The following is a 21,115-nucleotide window of genomic DNA, read 5'->3' on the forward strand; positions in this document are numbered from 1 at the left end:
ATCAAAACTGTATAATACTATTACACAACGGAATCTGAAAATATCCGAATGAATTCTTTTAAGAAACATTTCACAATATCAACCCTGCTTTTATCTTCCCAATTGATTATTTTGATTTGGAAAATTGCCGATGATCTGGCAAAAGGCTTTGCTTTTGACAGCTGGAATGTTACCGAGCTTCTAATCAATTATGAAGGAGGATTTGTACGACGCGGGCTCTTAGGCCAGATTGTCTTTGAATCTCTCAAATTTATTGCCCTTTCTCCTTATCAGGCAGTTATCCTGATTTGTTTACTGAGTATTGCATTCTATTTTTATTTATTTACCAAAGGTTTTCTTAAAAAGAAAATTCCGCTTTTTATTATTCCATCGGTACTTTTATTGGGAACTCCTGTTCTCACCGCTGAATGGATACGAAAAGACATTCTGATCGTGCTTTTTTTTATCGCCTGTGTCAAAATTTATTTTTTACAAAAAAAATATTCTGTACTTCTCAGCGCCGCATTACTCGCCGTGGGAATTTTTGTTCACGAGTCTTTATTCTTTCTTACTTTTCCGACCCTTATTTTATTCAATTTATTAACGTATAAATCTTCATCTTTGTCCACCGGGAAACTGCTTCCATTTTTAATTCCATTTTCAGCGTTTTTATTAGCCTGTCTTTTCAGCGGAAATCAGGAGGTTACCAATGCAATTTTAGACTCATGGTCTATAAAAGATAAGTCCGTGGAAAATGCGGTTACGTCTCTGTCATGGTCTTTAGAATTCGGTGTCCGAATTGCTTTTGCTCAGGGAAAAGCATTTACAGACAATGGGCTGATATTTCCTCCCCTTATCTGGTTATTGGTTTTGTCATGCGTTTTCTATCTGCTCGTGAATATTGCAACCTTTCAAAACGACAGACAAAAATGTCTGAAATACAGAAAGTTTATGATTGCGTTGGTTTCTTTTCAATTGCTGTCAGTAGCTCCATTATTCATTCTTGGATGCGACTATGGAAGGTGGATCTTCTATTGGTCTTCAATCTCAATTGCAACGTTTCTTTTCACTCCTGAAAAAACGGTCGATATGATTAATAGCTATATAAAGATTAAAGATTCATTCTTTACAGAATCCATTATTTTTTCCTCAGATAAAAGAGGAATTTACATCCTTTTCCTTGTTGTTGGGATTCCTTCATTTATCATGAATACTCAAAACTATCTTAATTCTACTTTTATTTATCAGTTCATTATTAAATTAAGCTTTATCTTTAATCTTTTTATCTAAGAACATGAAAATTTCCGTCATCATTCCCGTTTACAACGCTGAAAAATATATTGAAAAGGCTGTAGAATCTGCACTTCAGTTTGACGAAGTTTTTGAAGTGCTTTTAATAGAAGATCAGTCTCCTGATAATGCGCTCGAAGTCTGCAAAAGACTGGCAGATCAATACAGGAGGGTAAAACTTTTCCAACATCCTGACAAAAAAAACCATGGTGCAGGAGCCAGCAGAAACCTGGGAATTGAAAAATCAACCGGTGATTTTATCGCGTTTCTGGATGCCGACGACTATTATCTGCCCAACAGATTTAATGCAGAACGAGAACTTTTCAAAAATCCTGATGTAGAGGGTGTATATGGTGCAATTGGGGTACACTATTATTCTGAAAGAGCAAAGGAGCAATATTTCAAAGTATTTGGTGACCGTCTCACCACGGTCTATAAAAAACATCATCCAAAGGATGTATTCCCGGGTCAACTCAACATGAATGGCAGTTTTGGACTCTTCAGTATCGATGCTTTAACCTTAAAACGAAAATCTTTGTTGGAGAAAGTAAAACCTTTGTTTAAAACCCATCTAAGACTGCATCAGGACACAGAATTGCTTTTCAGAAGTTCTTTTTATCTGAATTTTTATGCAGGGATTTTAGACGAAGCTGTTGCAATGAGGGGTGTACATGAGAATAACCGGATTACACAGGTCGACACAAAAAAAGTTAAACCTTCAAAATCACGGGTACTGCTTTGGGAAGAAGTAAACAGATGGGCACAGGGCGAAGATTTAATTAAAGGTGACATCAAAAAACATATTGAAAGAACACATCGCAGTTGGGAAATTGCCAATGCTCCTTTTTTAACAAAATGGGGAATGATATTAAAATATTTAATTGTGGATTTCAAGAATATCAGGTCAGGCCTTTACAATATTAATTTCCGTAAAGACTTATGGTAAGCCCCTAAAAAAACTTATCATTCTGTAATCAGAACGCAGAAGTTTTTTAATTATAGAAGTATGAATATCTACCTAAACATCTCTTCACATCCGCAATACTAACCATCTATTTCAACCTCCTGCTCTGCAAAATAGAGTCTGCGATCTGAGCCGAAAAAACTTTGGAAGACTCTTTATGCATGTGATTTCCATCGGTGTAGGTGTAATTTCCGTAGTCTTTTGAAAAATTGAAATAATCAATACTGTATTTCAAAGCCACACTCTTCATCATATTGTTGAAGTCCGGAAACTTCTCATCCTCAATTTTTGTGATGCCCTGTGCAGCTGGAATTCTCACGATATAAACCTTGCCTTTCTTCTGCAGGAAAGTAATAATATTTTTAAAAGCAGTCAGTCTTTCTTCTGATTGGTGGTGGTCTGCAGCGAGTTTTCTATAAAACTCAATTTTCTTTTCTGTTCTTATTTTTACAGAATCTTTTGCCATACTGATGTTTACTTCCATCCATCCGTCGTCGTGAAGGAATGTGTTGGAGCGGCCAACCTCAGCTCTTTCCAGATAAATTTTAAACCAGCTCCTTCTGTAATTTCTCAGCAGATATTCGTAGTTGGGTGACATGCTGTAATACTGCATGCTTTTAAATGGCGATTTCTGTTCAGGAAATTCTTCCTCATTCTTAACTCTATTGTGTAATGCCAGATTCCAGGGATCAACAGTAAGGATGAAGATTCCCTCTTTTGTTTCAGGGTCAATCTTCTTTTTCAGGGCTTCAAAATAAATCTTACCATAGGGAGACTGCACAATATTTAGAGAAAAATTATCAAATTTGCCGGACAGCTTATCACCTAACACACCAGATACCACAGCCTGAGATCCTCTGGAATCGCCCATGATGATGTTTTGAGGTTTGGGAACGGCAAAATGCATGTAATTATCATCTGTATTTCCATCTGCATAACTACCCAAGACAGCATGTAGAACAATAATCCCCAATAGGTAAACGGATATTTTTTGTAAAAACTTTTTCATGCTAAAACTGAAAATAGATAAACTCATTGTTGCCGAAATTCGCATACCGTAGTATGACGAAAATACTAAAAACATAAACAACTCTTCTCACCCACGGATGAAACCTCCTGATTTCAAGACCATGAAAACGTTCCCGGTTAAACCATTCCACTGCCATCATCAAAACAATGAGTATCATAACCTTAAATGGTAACTGATACGGCAGAGCTGGCGATTTAAAATCAAATATACGGCTGATATAATCGACCGCCTGTGTTACAGACTCTGATCTGAAAAATATCCATGCAAAACAGGTAAGAATAAATGTTATAGCAATCTGAAAAACTTCCTTTATGTTTGGGAAAAGCTTACCCATAGCCGCAACTTCAATATTCGTTCGGTTTCTGTCTGTTATTAGAAGAGGCATGAAATACAGTGCATTCAGAAATCCCCATACAATAAATGTCCAGTTGGCTCCATGCCAGAATCCTGAAAGCAGAAATATGATGAAAGTGTTCCTGATTTTCATCAGAAGTCCACCCTTACTGCCGCCCAACGGGATGTAAACGTAATCTCTGAACCATGATGAGAGTGAAATGTGCCATCTCCTCCAAAACTCTGCAATATCTCTAGAGAAATATGGGAACGCAAAATTCTTAAGCAGTTCTATACCAAATAATCTTGATACTCCCAGCGCAATATCAGAATATCCCGAAAAGTCACCGTAAATCTAGAAAGCAAACAAGACTGCACCTATTATCAATGTTACAGGATTTTGATTTTCATAATTATTGAAAATATCATTAACCAAATGAGCACAATTATCGGCGATAACCATTTTCTTGAAAAACCCCCATAAAATCTGGCGTAAGCCATCCGCAGCCTGCTCGTAGCTGAAAATCCGCTTTTTCTGAATCTGTGGCAGAAGATGTGTTGCCCTTTCAATTGGCCCTGCAACAAGCAATGGAAAATAGCTTACAAAAACAGCATAATCTATAAAATTCTTTTCAGCACTGATGCGTTTCTTGTAAACGTCAATAATGTAGGATAAACCATGAAAAGTGTAAAAAGAGATTCCGACAGGAAGAACGATACTCAGAAGCCATACATTGACACCCAATCCAAATCCCGCCAACAGTTCTGAAAAACTGTCAATGAAAAAATTGTAATATTTAAAAAAACCTAAGAAACCCAGATTGATACCGATGCTTAAAATAAGCCAGAATTTTGCCCTGCTTTTTATAGTACTGCGGTCAATCTGTAAGGCAGAAAAATAGTCTAACCCTATAGAAAAGATCAGTAGGAATAGAAACCTCCAGTCCCAGCAGGCATAGAAATAGAAACTGGCCAGCAGTAAAAGACGGTTTTGATTCTCATATTTTTTATTGAAAATGAACCAATAGAGAAAAAATACTACTGGCAAGAAAATAAGAAAGCCTAAGGAATTAAAGAGCATAAAATTTCGGTCTATTTAAGTTAGAAATTTTAATATCACAAAAGATCCATTAAATTTTACTTCACAAAAACCCCAACATATTTTCCTTCAAACTCCACCACCGTCGGCGTAATTTTTTCCTGCTCACAAAAATCCTGAAAAGCAGAATTATCATTAATGTCATCAGAAATAAAAACACCTCCTTTTCTTAATCTTGGGTAAAGTGTTTCGTACGCCCACTTCATACCTTCATAAGATTTGTCGGAATCATAGTGTACAACATCGATTTCTCCGCTTTCCTTTAAAATTTTAGGTAAAGATTCACGGTCTGCGTGACGGAAGAGTTTCCAGTTGGATTTTAAATTTTCAGGAACTACACAACCAACGTACTGATCGCCATTTTGCCCTAAATAAGGCATATCTGAACTATACAAAGTTCCGTTTCTTTTCTGCAGGGAAGTGAGCGTGGCAAAAGAACTCCAGCCATAAGCTACTCCTGTTTCAATTACCGCTCTTGCCTTAGTAAATTCACAGGCACTGTATAAAAGTTCAAGCGCACCGGCACCACCCATTTTTATCGGGCAGGCGTTTTGGGTATCTAAAGCTTTTTGAAATTCCGCAGGATATTTTTCTGAGAAAGACTGAAAATTAATATTAAAAAGTTGCTTTATAGCATCCTTCTGACTAACAGCAATTTGCGAAGCCCAAAGATTCGTCTTTTCCTTGCCTTTAAACGCGCTGTTCCGGTTAAAAATATTTTTGATTATTTTTCTTCCTAATTCAGGATACAGATCAGGACGTTTCGCATAGCCTATAAAAGTCTTGAAAACTCGGGTTATTTCGCTCACAGTGTTATTATTAATGTGCAAAAATAAAGATTTTTATCAGATTGAGCAGATTATTTATCTTTGTGAAAATTTATTAATACAAAGACGCCTCCCTCCTCATGAAGTTTTCAATCTTAATTGCCAATTACAATAACGGAAAGTTCTTTGAAGACTGCTACCATTCCATTATGGCTCAGACTTTTACAGATTGGGAAGCGGTAATTCTGGACGACGCGTCAACAGATGATTCTCTGGAAATAATTTCTGAATTTGTAAAAGATGATTCCCGCTTTAAAATTCATAAAAACGAAAAAAACAGTGGTGTCGGAATTACAAAAAGCAAACTTATCGAACTTGCCAACGGCAATATCTGCGGATTTGTAGATCCCGATGACGCGATTACACCGAATGCTCTGCAATCTGCAGCGGATGTTTTTTTAAAAGACCCAAAAACCGTTCTTACGTACTCCAGTTTTATAAAATGTGATAAAGATTTAAAACCTTTGGAGCAGTTCAGATCGGGTATGCAGGTGGTGAATAATGATCCTTATTTTTTTAACTGTCCTGTTCACATCGTACATTTCGTGTGTTTCAGAAAAGATGTTTACGAGCAGACAGAAAAGATGAATTCTGAGATGAGAATCGCCGAAGATCAGGATCTGTATCTTAAAATGTATGAAAAAGGAAAGGTTAAGTATATTGATGAACCCAATTATCTGTACAGAACGCATTCCGGTGGAATTTCACAAAATGAAAATCTGCCTAAATCAAGAGAATATTTTGCCCGGGTTATTTTCAACACGATGAAGAGACGCGGTCTGAAAACCATTAACGGAAAAAAAATCCCGTCCGAGTACAGTCAACCCAAAGAAATTTATGATCTTCTGGAATACCAGAATTCTGTGCCGTTCAGAATTATGAAAAAACTGAAAATTATGTTCCAGTAAATACATTGATGATGAATGAAACTCAAAAAACAAAAGTACTTTTCAGGCAGCGATCTATGGAAATGGGTGGTGTTGAAAAAGTAATCCTCAGCATGCTGAACGGTCTCGACAGAGAAAAATTCGACATGACGATTTGCTTAAATATCAATCAGGGTGAACTTCGAAATGAAATCCCGGCGCATGTAAGAAAAGTTTTTATTGGTGAAGGACGTGAAAACTTTTCAAAAAATTCTCTGATTCACAAATTACAGCTGGCTAAACGGAAAATTAAACTTGACAAAGCTCACAAAAATCCAAAGGTTGCAGCAAAAATCTTAAAAGATGAATTTGATGTGGAAATTGCACCAACCTATGCCACTTTTTCGTCAGTTTTAAATTCATCTAATAAAAACTCAAAGAAAATTGGCTGGTTTCACTCGGATATTACTTTACCGAAACTTCAGCCTTTGGTTCCAGAAATTTTGAAACAGATTCCACAGTTTGATTATTTCATTTTCGGATCTCAGCAGACCAAAGATATTTTAATTGAAACTTATCCAAAACTCAATATTCCTAAAAATCAAGTAATCCGCAATGCCATTCCTATTGAGGAATTAAAGAAAAAAGCACAGGAATTCACACCTAAATTTCCTCAAAAACCTGTTTTTGTTTCAGTAGCAAGGCTTCACAGCAGAAAAGGTTTTCATAAACTGATGGATGCCCATGCAAAACTTTTAAACGATGGTTTTGATCATCATATTTACGTGATTGGTGATGGCGAAGAAATGACCAATTTAAAGAAACAGGCAACTGAGTTAGGTGTTACTGAGAGTTTTGAATTTTTAGGATCACTCTTAAACCCTTATCCTTATGTGAAAAATGCTGATTTTTTTATTCTGCCTTCAGAATCGGAAAGCTGGCCTTTGATTATCGCCGATTCGCTGATTTTACAGAGGCCCATTATCTCAACCAACGTTGGCGGAATCCCCGAAATGATCGCGCACGACAGAACCGGCTACCTTATCAATTATGAAACTGATGAAATGTATGCTGCCATGAAAAAATTTATGACCGAACCTGAATACATTAAAAAAATCAGAGAAAATCTGGTCGACATCGAAAAACAGTTCGACAATCAGCAGATTTTTGACGTTGTTGAAAATATCATTCTTAACTTAACAAAAAATTAGAAATGCTTTTTTTATACCGTTTAATTCTCAAACTCCATACATCATATCAGTTTATGATTCAGAGGATATATTTAAAAGTATGTATCGCGAAAGGACTGAAGGTAGGTAAAAATGTGAGATTCGTAGAAGTTCCGGAATTTGGTACAGAGCCTTTTTTAATTGAAATAGGAGATGAAACGACGTTCTCGAACAATATACGTTTTGTAAATCACGACGGCGGACAAAACGCTCTACACTTTTTTGAGAAATATAAAGATGTAAGAACTTTCGGCAGAATAAAGATAGGGAAACAGTGCCTCATCGGCGCCGACACCATCATTATGCCGGGCGTTGAAATGCAGGACAACTGTATTTTGGGAGCCGGCTCAATACTGACAACATCCATGCCCAAAGGAACAGTATTTGCCGGTGTTCCCGCAAAATTTATATGCACAGTTGAGGAATATGGTGACAAACTGCTCGCCAATAATGTAATGTATCCGCGGGAACTGGAGCCCACAAGACATCTTCTTGAAGCGCATATCAAAGCCAATCTTCCTCACACTTACAAACCTGTGAAGAAATTGTAAAAAAGAGCGAAATTCTCAGCATGACCTGAAGTATATGTGAAGAAAATCCAAAAACAAACACGAAGAAATGAAAAAGAAAAAAATACTCATCAGAATCGGCTCACTCCGTCACGGCGGAGCGGAAAAAGTTCTGGTTACTTTTCTTAAAAATCTCCCACAGGACAAGTATGAAATTGATCTTCTTCTCAATTTGTATTCAGGAAAATATCTGAAAGATGTTCCTGCCTGGATCAATATTGTTTATCTGAACAAAGGTGAAATGATTACCACCAACCGTGTTCAGGATATTCCGAAAAAGGCTTTCCGGGTTGTCTATCAGAAACTGCTGAACCAATTTCCGGGCTTGCTTTATAATGGGAAATTAAAGGGTAAGAAATACGACATCGAGTTTGCAGCCATTCATGGAATGCGGGATGAAATTTTAAATTCTCCTTTAGAGGCATCCAAAAAAATTGTCTGGATTCACAACGATCTTTCTGAGGTAAAAGGCTATTCTGAAGAAGAGATCAGAAAGTTTTTTGGTTTTGACAGAATCATGGTCATTTCCGAAAAGATTGAGCAGCTTTTTAAAGATTCAGCTCAAAACGAAACTGAAAAAAATAAGATTGTAAAGATCTACAATCCTTTAGACACCGAAGAAATTTTAACTAAAGCGGAAAAAAATCTTATCAACTACAAGTTTGACGTGAAAGTTCCCACGTTTATTTCGGTAGGAACAGTTTTTCCACAGAAAGGTTTCGACAGGCTTCTGAAAGTGCATAAAAAACTTTTGGATGAAGGATTCCAGCATAAAATTCTCATCGTTGGGGACGGCTATGACTTCGAAAACATCAAAAAGCTGAAAACTGAACTCAAAGTTGATGAAACAGCTACTCTATTCGGCTTTACGGACAATCCTTATCCTTATTTTAAAAAGGCAGATTTTTATATTTTAAGTTCGAGATATGAAGGTTTTCCTACGGTTTTGTTTGAAGCGATTACTTTAAAAAAGAAAATCATTGCCACCGACGTTTCCGGCGTACGGGAAATGCTCAGAGATGGTCAGTTTGGATTGATTGTTGAAAATTCTGAAACAGGAATTTATGATGGAATGAAAAAAGCCATTTCAGATCAGAACTTTTTTCAGCCTTTTATTTCACGATTAGAAAATGCAGAAATGCCTTTCAGTTTAGAAAAATCAGTGGCTGCTATTTCGGCTGTTCTGGATGAAGTATAATTAAAATTTAATCACAAAATAAATAAGAGATTTCTTAAATTTGTTACATGTCGAGAAAATATTCCACGATACAGAAAGATTTTTACCGGGAAAGCGGGAAATGGCTCTCCCCTTTACAGATTCTTTTGAAATGTATCAATCCGAATCTGCATTTTATTTATGTTTTGAGGAAAACTCAGAGATTTAATAAAACTCCTTTTCTGGGATTTTACTGGAGACTTGTTCTGAGACATTTTCAGATTAAATACGGGTTTCAGATTTATCCGGAAACGCAGATTGGGGAAGGTCTTTATCTCGGACACTGGGGAAGTCTGGTGGTAAATCCGAAAGCTAAAATCGGTAAAAACTGTAATATCGCTCAGGGTGTAACAATTGGACAGCAGAACAGAGGAAAAAATGAAGGCTATCCCGAAATCGGCGATGACGTATGGATTGGGCCAAATGCCGTTCTGGTGGGAAACATTAAAATTGGCAACAATGTTTTGGTAGCACCGAATGCCTATGTGAATTTTGATGTCCCAGAAAATTCTGTAGTAGCAGGAAATCCGGCAAAAATATATCCTACTGAAGAAGCGACGGCTGGCTACATTAACAATAGGATTTAAAAATATTAAACAATGTTAAAAATAGTTGAGATATTGCCAAATATTATAGATTTGTATAATTATTGACAGAAACTATCAAAATAGAAAATAATTTAAACGAGAAACGATAATTATAACCCTTAAAATATTATTTTATGTCAAATTCGTACGAAGTTATTTTCGAAAACAACAGAAAGTGGGTAGAGTCTAAGATAGGAGACAACCCGAATTTTTTCAGTGAATTAGCAAGCGGTCAGACGCCGGAGTATCTTTACATCGGATGTTCAGACAGCAGAGCAACAGCTGAAGAACTGATGGGAGCAAAACCAGGGGAAGTTTTTGTACACAGAAACATTGCCAATGTTGTGAACGCGCTGGATATGAGTGCAGCATCTGTAGTGGAATACGCTGTTTCTCACCTGAAAGTAAAACACATTATCGTGTGCGGGCATTACAACTGCGGTGGCGTGAAAGCGGCAATGACCCCTCAGGATTTGGGAATCCTCAATCCATGGCTGAGAAACATCCGTGATGTATACAGAATACATCAGACAGAGCTGGACGGCATCGAGGATGCTGATAAGCGCTATGACAGGCTGGTAGAGCTGAATGTACTTGAACAGTGCATCAACGTTATCAAAATGGCATGTGTACAGGAAAGATACATTGCAGAAGAGTATCCTATTGTACACGGATGGGTTTTTGACATGAGATCAGGAAACATTATTGATCTTGAAATCGATTTCGAAAAAGAACTGAAAGACATTCAGAAGATCTATAACCTGAGCGAAGACAAATGGACCATGACTAGAAGATAGTCTAAAGAGATCTGAGAGCAATGAAAATCTGGAGCATTATTACATTATTATTCGTACTCAACTTCACAGCTTTACCAAGTATTGCTTCGGTTTTGGGATGGGATTTGGTGAAAACCAATGTAGTGGTGAACGAAGAAGAAAATCATTCTCCTTATTCCTCTTTCTTATCTGTTGTAGAAAAGACGCTTCCAAAAACTCTGAATGTGTACGATCACCTGAAGTTTTTTGAGCCTGACAGTGAATGCAGCTCTTTTGTGCAGACCGATGACCGCTGTCATCTGTCTCCTTACCTCAACATATTTTCTCCGCCTCCGGAGGCATAAATAAATTTGCAGTGTATTAATTCTATTTAATGCACTGCTTTCCTTTTATATTGCCGTTTTATACTGAACCGGCATTCCATATTTCCAGCATCTACAAAAAACATTTTTTCAACCATGAAAAAAACGAAAACTTTAATGGGAGGGATCAAAGAAAACCTGCCTTCAGGTTTGGTGGTATTCCTCGTTGCACTGCCTCTTTGTCTTGGTATTGCATCAGCATCCGGAGCTCCTGCTCTTTCCGGAATTATCGCAGGTATTGTCGGCGGTATTATAGTTGGCTTTATCAGTAACTCCAATATATCAGTTTCAGGTCCTGCAGCAGGACTTACCACGATTGTCCTCAATGCCATTACAGATCTTGGTGCTTTTGATCTTTTTCTCTGTGCAGGTATTATTGCAGGAGTCATACAGCTCGTTCTTGGTTTCATGAGAGCAGGAAGCATTTCCAATTATTTTCCTAACAACGTTATTGAAGGAATGCTTGCAGCCATCGGAATTATCATTATCCTTAAGCAGCTTCCACACGCTGTTGGTTTCGACAAAGATTTTGAAGGAAACGAAACCCTCTTTGATAAAGGCATCAATTTTAATTATTTTACGGAAGCTCTTTCGGCAATACAGCCTGGCGCAGTTTTAATCACTTTGATTTCGGTGGGAATTTTAATATTATGGGACAAAATCCCTACACTCAAAAGACTGAAAATACTTCCGGCCGCCTTGGTGGCTGTAGCTGCCGGAATCCTTATAAATGAATTCTTTAAAATGAGCGGCAGCAGCCTTACCATTGAAAAGCAGCATTTGGTTTCTCTACCCGTTCCTCAGAATCTTGCTGATTTTAAAAACCTGATTACTTTTCCGGATTTTTCCGGATTTACCAATTATAATGTCTGGCTTGCAGGTGCCACGATTGCTATTGTAGCTTCAATTGAAACATTGTTGTGCATAGAAGCATCTGACCGTCTTGATATGCAGAAAAGAATCACAGATACCAATCTTGAGCTCAAAGCACAGGGAATTGGAAATCTTGTAAGTTCATTCATTGGTGGACTTCCGATGACTTCAGTTGTAGTGCGAAGTTCGGCAAATGCCAATGCAGGAGCTACCACCAAGGCATCTACAATTATTCATGGTGTGCTTCTTTTGATCTGTGTACTTTCGATTCCTATGGTTTTAAATAAAATTCCGCTGGCAACGCTTGCCGCAGTATTGATTATTGTAGGATACCGTCTGGCAAAACCAGCAACTTTCAAACATTTCTGGTCGCTGGGTAAATTCCAGTTCATTCCTTTTGTAGCAACGGTTGTAGCCATTGTATTCACCGATTTGCTGAAAGGAGTAGGAATTGGTCTGGCCATTTCCATTTTTTATATTCTGCAGGGAAATATGAAGCGTGCCTATTATTTAAGCAAAGAAAAACTGACCAATGCTGACGAAATCACCATGAAGCTGGCAGAGGAAGTTTCTTTTCTGAATAAAGCTGCTATTAAAAAGACCTTAAAAAATATCAAACCCAATTCTAAAGTTATTTTTGACGCAAGACAAACCGCATATATTGCTACAGACGTTCTTGAAATGATACAGGAATTTGCCAATGTGAGAGCCGTGGAAGAAGATATTGAGGTAGAATTATTAGGTTTTAAAACATCTTATAAAGATTATGAAACCGATGAAAATTCTCATATTGTGATTACGCATACAAGGGCGATGTAGTGGTTTTGGATGTGTGATGCCGGATGTTTGGTGATTGATGTTCGATGATGGCTGATGATGAAAATTTTCGACCAGTAAAAATTTAAAGTAAAAAAGACTATTTCCGTTTTGTGAAAATGGTCTTTTTTATTTTCCGTTGAATGCGGACATGGTATTTCCTATTCCTGCAAAAACAAATGACAGACATGCTTTTGAGAATTTTTCTATTCTTTCAGAGAGTTTTTCAGATTCTTCTGCATTCCAGGTTCCTAAAACGTAATCGACCTGCCTGCCTTCTGAAAACTCCGCAGAAATCCCGAATCTGAGGCGTGCGTAATTTTGCGTCTGCAGCTGTTCCTGAATGCTTTTAAGACCGTTGTGACCTGCATCAGAACCTTTCATTTTCATCCTCAGAGTTCCGAAAGGCAAAGCGAGATCATCGGTGACAACCAATACATTTTCCAGAGGAATATTTTCTTTCTGCATCCAGTATTTCACGGCATTTCCAGAGAGATTCATGTACGTATCAGGTTTAAGTACAAAGACTTTTCTGCCTTTGTATTTCCCTTCTGCCATCCATCCAAAATTGGTCGTATTGAATGGTGATTCCAAAGTTTCAGCGATTTTTTCTGCTACTTTAAAGCCAATGTTATGGCGGGTGTTTTCGTATTCAGCTCCTTTATTTCCTAATCCTACGATAAGGTATTTCATTCTATTTTTTTTGCAAAATTAAATTTTTAAAAATAAAAAAGCCCAATCTTCGGAAAGATCGGGCTGTATGTTTTGAAATTTTTCGCTTACTGTGGTTTGTAAATATAATTTATACCGAAACCTTGCGTCATATACGTTTGAGGATCATACGCATAATTGGTTGTAAACACCACTGGCGTAGGTATAGGCATCATCATATCTGTAATCGTTAATCTTCTTGGATTGTTGATAGAAAGACTGTGGCTTTTCTCATCATTCACTCTTGTAGAAAGCAAATGAGAAATTTTGTAGGCAAACGGCAACAAAGTGTGCGGGTTGATTTGGGTATCTAAAGTAAAGTACTCATACTTATACTTTTCTGTAGGTGTACCAAACGTTCCTGCTGTGATTGTACCATAATCTCTTGTCACTGTAGCAATATTATCACCAGAATAAGCATAGTTTGAAATGGAATATAAAGTGTAATCGAAAGGCACTCCCGTAACTTCCTCACCATTTCTCATGGTAATTTTACTCAGTTTGTCGGTTCCCGTAGCATATTCTAAGTTGTATATTTTTTTATACTTCTTGTCAATTACCCATGGTAAAGCAGGTACGGTACCTCCTGTAGGAATTTTCTTCACATAACTGATTCTGTTTTCTGAGATAATGGTTAATCTGCCACCAGCGCCATAAGTCAGCAATTGTGTGTAAGCAACACTGTCGGCATCCAAAGCACCGTCTTTATCTTCATCTAAAAATCCGTAGAACGTAATTTTGCTCACTTTATCACCACTCCACATTAAATCTTTAACAGATCTTGTAGATTTTCCTTTGGTAAGAACTTTAGAAAGTAAAAGACCGTTGTAACGGTATTCTGCGATGGTATCAGCATTTGTAATTTCTCTGAATAAAGACCGTGGCCCGATAAGACCAGAATTTTCGTTAAGGTCGATAAGCGGATTTCCCTCTTCGTCTACCAAATCCTTACAAGAATGTACAGAAGACAAACCTGCAACCAGCAATATAAAATAGAAAAGTTGTTTCATATTAAATGAGATTACTTATTTTTCCACAAATATAATTTTTTTTTACATAAGAAACACTTTCTTATTCAGATTGTCACAAAATAATATCGAAAATTTAAAGAATTTTGGATATAAGTGCAATAATTAATTCAAAATGTTTAAAAAAAATTATCTAATCAAAAAAAGAGACTGCTTTCCAGACAGTCTCTTCAATAATCAATTTATGTAAAAGTTTTTAATAAGCAGGATTCTGCGGAAAGTTTTTATTTTGATTTAAATCTAAAACCGTTTGAGGAATTGGTCTCAGTATCTTCAGATTACCGCCATTTCCGTTAAACTGAGATGCACTGGTAATTTTATAATTATACTGAACAGCTCTGGCAACCAAAGTTCCGGTACGTTTCAGGTCAAACCATCTGTTGTATTCTCCCAGCATTTCTCTTCCTCTTTCATCAAGAATATAGCTGATGTTGAATTCTGCAGGTGTCGCAGCGGTAACGCCCGCTCTTGCTCTTACAGCATTCAATCTTGTGAGACCCATTCCTGGATTTCCAGCTTTTAAATAAGCTTCAGCTGCAATCAGATAAGTATCAGACAATCTGGAAATGATAATATCTCTTGTACTTACCGGCCCCGTGCTTGCTGGTGTCGTCAAAGCAGGATCATCAAACTTCTTCACAGGAATCGTCTGATAATCTAAGTTTTTAACTAAAGTATAAGCCGCATCATACGTTCCTTTGTCATGATAAGTAAAACCTGTTGCCAATTTTGAAGCATTAGCAGTCATCCACGCAGTTTTATCCGCTGCAGTGTACCATGTTGGCTCATAAAAATGTTTGATTTTAAGTGTTGATTTATCTGCGACACGGAAGAAGTCGTAATATTTCTCGTAAACCACATTCATAAAAGTAGCTTCCCATCTTAAATCGCCTTGTTTAAACAGATCAATTGCATATTTTGTCGGACAGAGATTGTAACTTCTTAAAGGTGCATTTCCATTAGTTTCAGCTCCACCAAGATAAGAACTATAATAGTAAAACTGTTTGTTTCCTAAAGTAGTGGGCGATGTGGAGGTTGATGCCAAATCGTACTGTACCGAAAAAATCGTTTCCGGACCCAGTTCAGTTGCATTTCCGGGAGAGAACATTTGTGCCGGAGTCATTGTTAATGCCTGTCCGGCAATCGCTGCATCAGCATAAGTAGCTGCTGTTGCAAAATCTGAAGGTAAACCAAAAGTTTCATATCCTCTGGTAAGATACACTTTGGCTAAAAGATCATTGACTGCTTTTTTATTCACTCTTCCGCTGGTAGCATAAGTGTTTGTGGTGACAGCAGCCAGAGACGCCTCTAATTCTTTAATAATATAGGCATAAACTTCCTGTGCCGTATTTCGGTTAAACTGTAAAACAGGTGTTACAAAATTTTCTTCTACAATTGGAACCCCTCCATAAGTCTGTACCATCAGAAAATAAGCATTGGCTCTCAAAAATCTTGCCTCTCCAACCATTGCAGGTACAGAAGGTGTCTGCTCTGTAAGTGTAGAATAATAAACGGTCTTATTTACGGACTGAATCAACTGATAACAGGACATATACAACTGATCTACTCCTTCAGAAGCAGGGATAAGTTGCGTATATTGACTTAAACCCGCTGGCTCCGGAGTTCTTCCTTCTGCATACATATCGGTGCCGGCTACAAAAAGCCATGGATCACCTCCATAAATCCCTTTCAGCCAGGCATAGTTGGAATTTACAAGAAGCTGATATCCTGCAGCTGTTCTGAAAGCTTCGTCAGCAGGGGCAAACGCCAAACTTTCTTCTTCAATATAGTCACTGCACGAATTGAAAAGTGAAGTGGCAAAAACTAAAGTTAATATTATTTTTTTCATGATTTTTTTAATTAAAATTTAGCACTTAATCCCAATTGAGTTGTTATAGCAGCAGGTCTGTTGATGCCCATATTGGCAGCTGCCCATTCCGGATCGTATCCGTCGAATTTTGTAAATACGAACGGGTCTAAAACGTTTACGTAAACTCTCAGACTGCTCATTTTTATTCTTTTAAGGAAATCTGTATCAAACGTATAACCTAAAGAGATATTTTTCACTTTTGTAAAAGATGCATCTCTGTAATATCCAAAACCAGTTCCCCAAAAAGCTCCTGCTCCAGTTCCTACAGGTCCCGGTCTTGGGTTGCTGTTATTGGCATTTGATGCTAAACCAGCACTGTTGGTTGGTACAAAATATTCCATTGCCATTTTTTGGCGGCCTCTGTCTGAAACGTCAGCAAAGTTTTGGTGGAAAGTACTCAAAACGGTTTGTCCCTGACTTGTAATAACTGAGAAATTGAAATCAAATTTCCCTACAGTAAGCCTCGAGTAAAAACTCCCCTGCCATTTTGGTACAGCACTGCCGATTACCGTTCTGTCGTTGGCATTAAATTTCCCGTCACCGTTGAGATCTTTTGGCCTTGCCTGTCCCGGAGCCATCCCGTAAGCTGCTGCCTGAGCCGCTTCACTTTCCTGCCAAACCCCATCAAAAACATAGTTGTAATTAGGATTTAAACTTGATCCTAAAATCAAATTGTTCCCAATATCACTCACTTTATCCTGACCATAAATTGATTCTAATCTATTGACGTTTTTAGTAAAAGTAAATGTCGTTTCCCAGTTTACAAGGCTGCTTTTAATGTTTTTAGTAGTTAATAAAACCTCAACACCTTTGTTACTGACAGATCCTACATTGGCATAAGTTATTTTATGTCCAACTTCTGCAGGTGGCTGCTGTCTGTAGATCAAATTTTCAGAAAGTCTGTCATAGACATCAACGGTACCTGTAATTCTGTTTTTCAGGAAGCCGAAATCTATTCCAAAATTTAATTCTCTTGTTTTTTCCCATGTCAAATTAGGGTTAGAAAGACTTGATGTCTGCAATCCCGGAACCAATGTACTGCTATTGGCATAAAATGTCTGCTGATCAAGAAGCGCTAATGACTGGTATGGAGCAACATTGTCATTCCCAGTGTAACCAATACTTGCCCTTAATTTTAAATCAGAAACAGCTTTGACATTTTCAAGGAAAGATTCTTTTTTAATTTTCCAGCCTAGAGCTAATGAAGGGAAAACCGTCCATTTATTTTCTGAAGACAAAACTGATGATCCGTCCCATCTTGAAGACGCTGTCAGCAAATATTTATCCCGAAATCCGTAGTTCACTCTCACTGCATAAGAATTCAATGTTCTTTTCATGTAAGGCGGAGTAAGTGCAGGATCTCTTAACTGGAAACTCGTTGGGGAACCAAATCCATTGCTGTAGATACCCATGTCGAAAGGCATTCCGTTGGCATAAGAGTAGAAAAACTCGTCGGTATTGGAGTATAAACTCTGTAACAATAAAACACTTACGTCGTGAGTATCATTAAAGGTATGCTTTAGATCAATCTGATTATCCCAGGTATAATTAAAATTTTCATTTTTTGCTACTGATGCTGAATTTTTGTTATTAAGTGCAATTCCGGCATTGGTCTGCACGCCATTAGAAATCCCAAAAGTATTATTGGCAAAACCTCCGGAGAATGTGGTCTTAAATGACAGCCATTTTTTTGGCTGATACTGGAAAAATACATTACCCAAAGCCTGCCAGATTCTTTCTGTCTGTCTTGAATTTGCAATTTCAAGCAAAGGGTTTATTGTACTCGTTTTATTGATTGCCCAGCTACCATCTGGATAAGTAAGTTTTCCCGGAAGCAAAAACAATTGACCTTCAATATCATTCCCCTGTGCATCAACTGCATAAGGAGAAATCAATGGACTGAAACTGAATGCAGACCTCATCGCCAAATCACTTCCGTACTCTGTAATCGTTCTTGCAACCGTTAAGTTGGCACCTGTAGAAAACTTACTGTTAATTTTATGGTTTAAACCTAATTTGAAAGTGTATTTATCGTTTGAATCGTTATCAATGATTCCATCATTTCCCTGAGCTCCAAAAGATAGATTATAGCCTAAACCACCTTCTGATCTTCCGGAAATATTAACGTAATGATTTTGCATCGCTCCGGGTTGCAAAACCGCATCGTACCAATCGAAGTTATAACCGTTGTTGGCTCTCTGCACCAAAAGCGGACTTTGATTTCCTGCCAAAGTCGCCAATGCTGCCGGAGTCTGGGTGTTTGGAGTTGCGCTCAAATAAGCTGCCTGATGAAAATTCCACCATTCAGAACCACTCATCATTTTTGGAAGACGTGCCGCAGTTCTTATACCGTAAGATGTTTCCAGTGAAACATTGATTCCTCCTTTTGCTGTCGCTCCGTTTTTTGTGGTTACCAAAACAACACCACTCGCACCCCTGGAACCATAGATTGCCGCTGAAGATGCATCTTTCAAAACATCCAGTCTGGCAATATCCTGAGGATTCAGAAAGTCTATGTTATCTGTGGGAACGCCGTCTACAACGTACAAAGGGTTTCCTGAAGAAATCAGAGAGTTGTTTCCTCTGATGGTCATTTTAAAACCATCACCCACTCTTCCTGAGTTTGCAGATATATTCACACCCGCCATACTTCCCTGGATCGCTTCCAGCGGGCTGGTTGTATTTCTTTCTACAATTTTATCAGCACTCAGCGTGTTCACTGAGCCTGTAAGATCAGTCTTTTTTACAGATCCGTAGCCTACGATTACTACCTGTTCAATGTTTTTTGTCTTATCTTCCTGAAGTGGAATTGCTATAAAACTGCGGTTATCAACCGGAATTGTTTGAGTTTGAAACCCATCAGTAGTTACAGAAAGTGATGACTGGTCTTTTAAAAGCGTAATGATGAAATTACCTTCTGCATCTGTGGTTGCAGTGTTTTCGGTTCCTTCTTCTTTCACCGTCACATTTGGCATTGCTGCCTGTTTGTCGTTTGTGATTTTGCCGCTTACCTCTTTGCCTTGCTGCGCAAATACTACTGCAGAAGAAAAAAGAAACAAAACAGCAAGCTTCTTGCGAACCAGAACGCCGGATCCTGTTAGTTTTTCAAATGACATAATTGATTAGAGTTTTTTGTGAGTTAAAATTTGCTGTTTCGATAAGTAATTTGAGCTTAGCTACTTCACAAATTTCTTATCTTAAAAATCACTAAAAAATTGATGCGTAATCGATTGCACGTTTCGCTCAATTTTTCCGTTTTCTATATTAACCTTTTTTTAATATAATCTTAATTTTTTTTAACATTAAGGCAAAAATATTTTTTAGAAAACTGATTATCAATAATTTATTCTGATATAAAATTTTGAATAAAACATGATTTTTATCATTTATTCGTTAAATTAATATCAAAAAAATTCCCGAAAAGTAGTGCAACCTCATCATTTTTTTATCGATTGTGAAAAATACAATTAACAAAATTTTCAAAATTTTAACGAAAAATACTTGTTATTATCTTTGTAAAAAACTCAAAAATGCTTCCTTAAAAAGCAATAAAAAAAACTGCCTTTACCAGACAGTTTTACGAATAAATATGTGTATTATTTTTTCTAAAATTCAGTTAAATCACATTCGGTTTTTGAAAAACGATGGACGTGATTTAACTCAACTAATTTAATTTTTTATAAAAATTATTTATAATGCTTTATAAATATATTTTTGAATTTGAGTCTGATCAGAAACCGGATAATTCTGAGAATCGTAAAGATAAGTGTATGCTCCCGGAATTGATGGTGCCGGCGATGGATTGACAATAGTAAAACTTGTCACATTATTTGCTGACAGTGCTGAAAAATTGGCTGGATGTAGTAGACTCCATGCTACAAAAAACGTTTTCGGCAGTGTAGTGTATGGATTAATTTTGTTATCATAGCCATCAAAATTGTAGGTGTAAGTAAAAGTGTTAGACAGATCCGGAACACCTGTAGAGCTTGTTGTTCCGTTTTCCATAATCATTTTTGTGATATTATCCCCAGTGTTTGTTAGGGTATAATTTGTGAAATGCGTATAGGTAGTTCCTGCCTTCTTCTTCTCTACAATCTTCGTCATTTTTCCTGAGCCATCGTACGTGTAAGTGTACTCACTATCAAAGTTAGACATTGTTCCTATCATCCTTGTACACGTTGTGTAATTTATTTTTCCGCCAGAATCATAAGTGAAATGATAATCATGCGACATATTGTTTGCAGGTACGGCACCATTAACTTCCTGCTCAAATTTCACTCTGGAAATTTTACCTGAGGTGTAAGTCACTCTACCGATAAGAAATGAATTGGGACCGCTTGATTCCTTGAAAATCGCTTTCTCCAGAGTAGTTCCTGTAGTTACATATTCCTGATTGGGTTCGTTATTCACAGTAACTTTGTGCAGAATCCGCGGACCTAAAATTGTAGGTGCTGTTCCGCCCGTACTTCCCGCATTATTGGGATTGTTGAGATTATTGTTGATGGGATCTGCAGTTGTATTATCACATGAAAGCACAAAAGCCAGGGAAAAAGCATAAACTCCGGTAATAAAATTGTTTTTAGTCATAAGTTTTTAATAAATTTCAAACAAATATAAAATATTTTCAATAATTAAGGAATTATAATGAATTATTAACAAAAAAATCTAAAACAAGTTTTAGATTTTTAAC

Annotated in this window: 17 protein-coding genes and 1 pseudogene; 10 read left to right on the forward strand and 8 right to left on the reverse strand. The window is 37.2% G+C overall.

The window, feature by feature from the left end; translation table 11 throughout:
• Positions 1-48 precede the first annotated feature (48 nt).
• The gene (locus IC610_RS18110; RefSeq protein WP_191738099.1) at positions 49-1,269 is read left to right on the forward strand and encodes a hypothetical protein; all 1,221 of its coding nucleotides are present in this window, start codon (positions 49-51) and stop codon (positions 1,267-1,269) included.
• 4 nt (positions 1,270-1,273) lie between these two features.
• Positions 1,274-2,215 (forward strand): glycosyltransferase family 2 protein, encoded by a 942-nt coding sequence (locus IC610_RS18115; protein WP_191738100.1) that lies wholly within the window; start codon positions 1,274-1,276, stop codon positions 2,213-2,215.
• 106 nt (positions 2,216-2,321) lie between these two features.
• On the opposite strand, the gene IC610_RS18120 is transcribed toward IC610_RS18115, so the two are convergent.
• The 3 genes and pseudogenes from IC610_RS18120 to IC610_RS18130 all read right to left on the reverse strand — a co-directional run bounded on the left by IC610_RS18120 (position 2,322) and on the right by IC610_RS18130 (position 5,504).
• A complete protein-coding gene (locus IC610_RS18120; protein WP_228462962.1) occupies positions 2,322-3,242 on the reverse strand; it encodes a hypothetical protein in 921 nt (306 codons plus the stop codon).
• Position 3,243: 1 nt separating this feature from the next.
• Positions 3,244-4,677, reverse strand: a pseudogene (locus IC610_RS18125) (MBOAT family O-acyltransferase).
• Between the two features lie 56 nt (positions 4,678-4,733).
• Positions 4,734-5,504, reverse strand: a complete 771-nt coding sequence (locus IC610_RS18130) for an O-methyltransferase (protein WP_191738102.1) — start codon at positions 5,502-5,504, stop codon at positions 4,734-4,736.
• A 98-nt stretch (positions 5,505-5,602) separates the two neighbouring features.
• Between IC610_RS18130 and IC610_RS18135 the strand changes: the two genes are divergently transcribed.
• The 8 genes from IC610_RS18135 (at position 5,603) to IC610_RS18170 (ending at position 12,819) form a co-directional block, all read left to right on the forward strand.
• Entirely contained in the window at positions 5,603-6,430 is an 828-nt protein-coding gene (locus IC610_RS18135; protein WP_191738103.1) for a glycosyltransferase family 2 protein, read from the forward strand.
• Positions 6,431-6,441: 11 nt separating this feature from the next.
• A complete protein-coding gene (locus tag IC610_RS18140; RefSeq protein WP_191738104.1) occupies positions 6,442-7,599 on the forward strand; it encodes a glycosyltransferase in 1,158 nt (385 codons plus the stop codon).
• Positions 7,600-7,601: 2 nt separating this feature from the next.
• Complete coding sequence (locus IC610_RS18145; protein WP_191738105.1) at positions 7,602-8,168, forward strand: acyltransferase; 567 nt, start codon at positions 7,602-7,604, stop codon at positions 8,166-8,168.
• 67 nt (positions 8,169-8,235) lie between these two features.
• Positions 8,236-9,384 carry a glycosyltransferase gene (locus IC610_RS18150; RefSeq protein WP_191738106.1) on the forward strand — a complete coding sequence of 383 codons (1,149 nt, stop codon included), beginning with the start codon at positions 8,236-8,238 and terminating at the stop codon, positions 9,382-9,384.
• Between the two features lie 47 nt (positions 9,385-9,431).
• Positions 9,432-9,989, forward strand: coding sequence for a serine O-acetyltransferase (locus IC610_RS18155; protein WP_191738107.1), 558 nt, complete (start codon positions 9,432-9,434; stop codon positions 9,987-9,989).
• 134 nt (positions 9,990-10,123) lie between these two features.
• Positions 10,124-10,786 (forward strand): carbonic anhydrase, encoded by a 663-nt coding sequence (locus IC610_RS18160; RefSeq protein ID WP_056074541.1) that lies wholly within the window; start codon positions 10,124-10,126, stop codon positions 10,784-10,786.
• Between the two features lie 20 nt (positions 10,787-10,806).
• Positions 10,807-11,109, forward strand: a complete 303-nt coding sequence (locus IC610_RS18165) for a hypothetical protein (RefSeq protein WP_191738108.1) — start codon at positions 10,807-10,809, stop codon at positions 11,107-11,109.
• 114 nt (positions 11,110-11,223) lie between these two features.
• Positions 11,224-12,819, forward strand: a complete 1,596-nt coding sequence (locus tag IC610_RS18170) for a SulP family inorganic anion transporter (protein WP_191738109.1) — start codon at positions 11,224-11,226, stop codon at positions 12,817-12,819.
• A 126-nt stretch (positions 12,820-12,945) separates the two neighbouring features.
• Here IC610_RS18170 and pth read toward each other — a convergent pair whose 3' ends face one another.
• The 5 genes from pth to IC610_RS18195 all read right to left on the reverse strand — a co-directional run bounded on the left by pth (position 12,946) and on the right by IC610_RS18195 (position 21,012).
• The gene (pth, locus tag IC610_RS18175) at positions 12,946-13,509 is read right to left on the reverse strand and encodes an aminoacyl-tRNA hydrolase (RefSeq protein WP_191738110.1); all 564 of its coding nucleotides are present in this window, start codon (positions 13,507-13,509) and stop codon (positions 12,946-12,948) included.
• 86 nt (positions 13,510-13,595) lie between these two features.
• Positions 13,596-14,537, reverse strand: coding sequence for a hypothetical protein (locus IC610_RS18180; RefSeq protein ID WP_191738111.1), 942 nt, complete (start codon positions 14,535-14,537; stop codon positions 13,596-13,598).
• Between the two features lie 214 nt (positions 14,538-14,751).
• Positions 14,752-16,404: a RagB/SusD family nutrient uptake outer membrane protein gene (locus IC610_RS18185; RefSeq protein WP_191738112.1), complete on the reverse strand. Its 1,653-nt coding sequence runs from the start codon at positions 16,402-16,404 to the stop codon at positions 14,752-14,754.
• Between the two features lie 11 nt (positions 16,405-16,415).
• Positions 16,416-19,541 (reverse strand): SusC/RagA family TonB-linked outer membrane protein, encoded by a 3,126-nt coding sequence (locus IC610_RS18190; protein ID WP_191738113.1) that lies wholly within the window; start codon positions 19,539-19,541, stop codon positions 16,416-16,418.
• A 574-nt stretch (positions 19,542-20,115) separates the two neighbouring features.
• Complete coding sequence (locus tag IC610_RS18195; protein WP_191738114.1) at positions 20,116-21,012, reverse strand: hypothetical protein; 897 nt, start codon at positions 21,010-21,012, stop codon at positions 20,116-20,118.
• Between the last annotated feature and the right edge of the window lie 103 nt (positions 21,013-21,115).

Origin of the sequence: Chryseobacterium caseinilyticum (genome assembly GCF_014837145.1) — a bacterium.
GTDB classification, from domain to species: domain Bacteria; phylum Bacteroidota; class Bacteroidia; order Flavobacteriales; family Weeksellaceae; genus Chryseobacterium; species Chryseobacterium caseinilyticum.

Bases quoted from the DNA above. Each gene is read 5' to 3' on its own strand.
- IC610_RS18185 (WP_191738112.1), bottom strand. From the start codon at position 16,404: ATGAAAAAAATAATATTAACTTTAGTTTTTGCCACTTCACTTTTCAAT.
- IC610_RS18115 (WP_191738100.1), top strand. From the start codon at position 1,274: ATGAAAATTTCCGTCATCATTCCCGTTTACAACGCTGAAAAATATATT.
- pth (WP_191738110.1), bottom strand. From the start codon at position 13,509: ATGAAATACCTTATCGTAGGATTAGGAAATAAAGGAGCTGAATACGAA.
- IC610_RS18165 (WP_191738108.1), top strand. From the start codon at position 10,807: ATGAAAATCTGGAGCATTATTACATTATTATTCGTACTCAACTTCACA.
- IC610_RS18150 (WP_191738106.1), top strand. From the start codon at position 8,236: ATGAAAAAGAAAAAAATACTCATCAGAATCGGCTCACTCCGTCACGGC.
- IC610_RS18180 (WP_191738111.1), bottom strand. From the start codon at position 14,537: ATGAAACAACTTTTCTATTTTATATTGCTGGTTGCAGGTTTGTCTTCT.
- IC610_RS18120 (WP_228462962.1), bottom strand. From the start codon at position 3,242: ATGAAAAAGTTTTTACAAAAAATATCCGTTTACCTATTGGGGATTATT.
- IC610_RS18195 (WP_191738114.1), bottom strand. From the start codon at position 21,012: ATGACTAAAAACAATTTTATTACCGGAGTTTATGCTTTTTCCCTGGCT.
- IC610_RS18155 (WP_191738107.1), top strand. From the start codon at position 9,432: ATGTCGAGAAAATATTCCACGATACAGAAAGATTTTTACCGGGAAAGC.
- IC610_RS18140 (WP_191738104.1), top strand. From the start codon at position 6,442: ATGAATGAAACTCAAAAAACAAAAGTACTTTTCAGGCAGCGATCTATG.
- IC610_RS18190 (WP_191738113.1), bottom strand. From the start codon at position 19,541: ATGTCATTTGAAAAACTAACAGGATCCGGCGTTCTGGTTCGCAAGAAG.
- IC610_RS18135 (WP_191738103.1), top strand. From the start codon at position 5,603: ATGAAGTTTTCAATCTTAATTGCCAATTACAATAACGGAAAGTTCTTT.
- IC610_RS18110 (WP_191738099.1), top strand. From the start codon at position 49: ATGAATTCTTTTAAGAAACATTTCACAATATCAACCCTGCTTTTATCT.
- IC610_RS18170 (WP_191738109.1), top strand. From the start codon at position 11,224: ATGAAAAAAACGAAAACTTTAATGGGAGGGATCAAAGAAAACCTGCCT.
- IC610_RS18160 (WP_056074541.1), top strand. From the start codon at position 10,124: ATGTCAAATTCGTACGAAGTTATTTTCGAAAACAACAGAAAGTGGGTA.
- IC610_RS18145 (WP_191738105.1), top strand. From the start codon at position 7,602: ATGCTTTTTTTATACCGTTTAATTCTCAAACTCCATACATCATATCAG.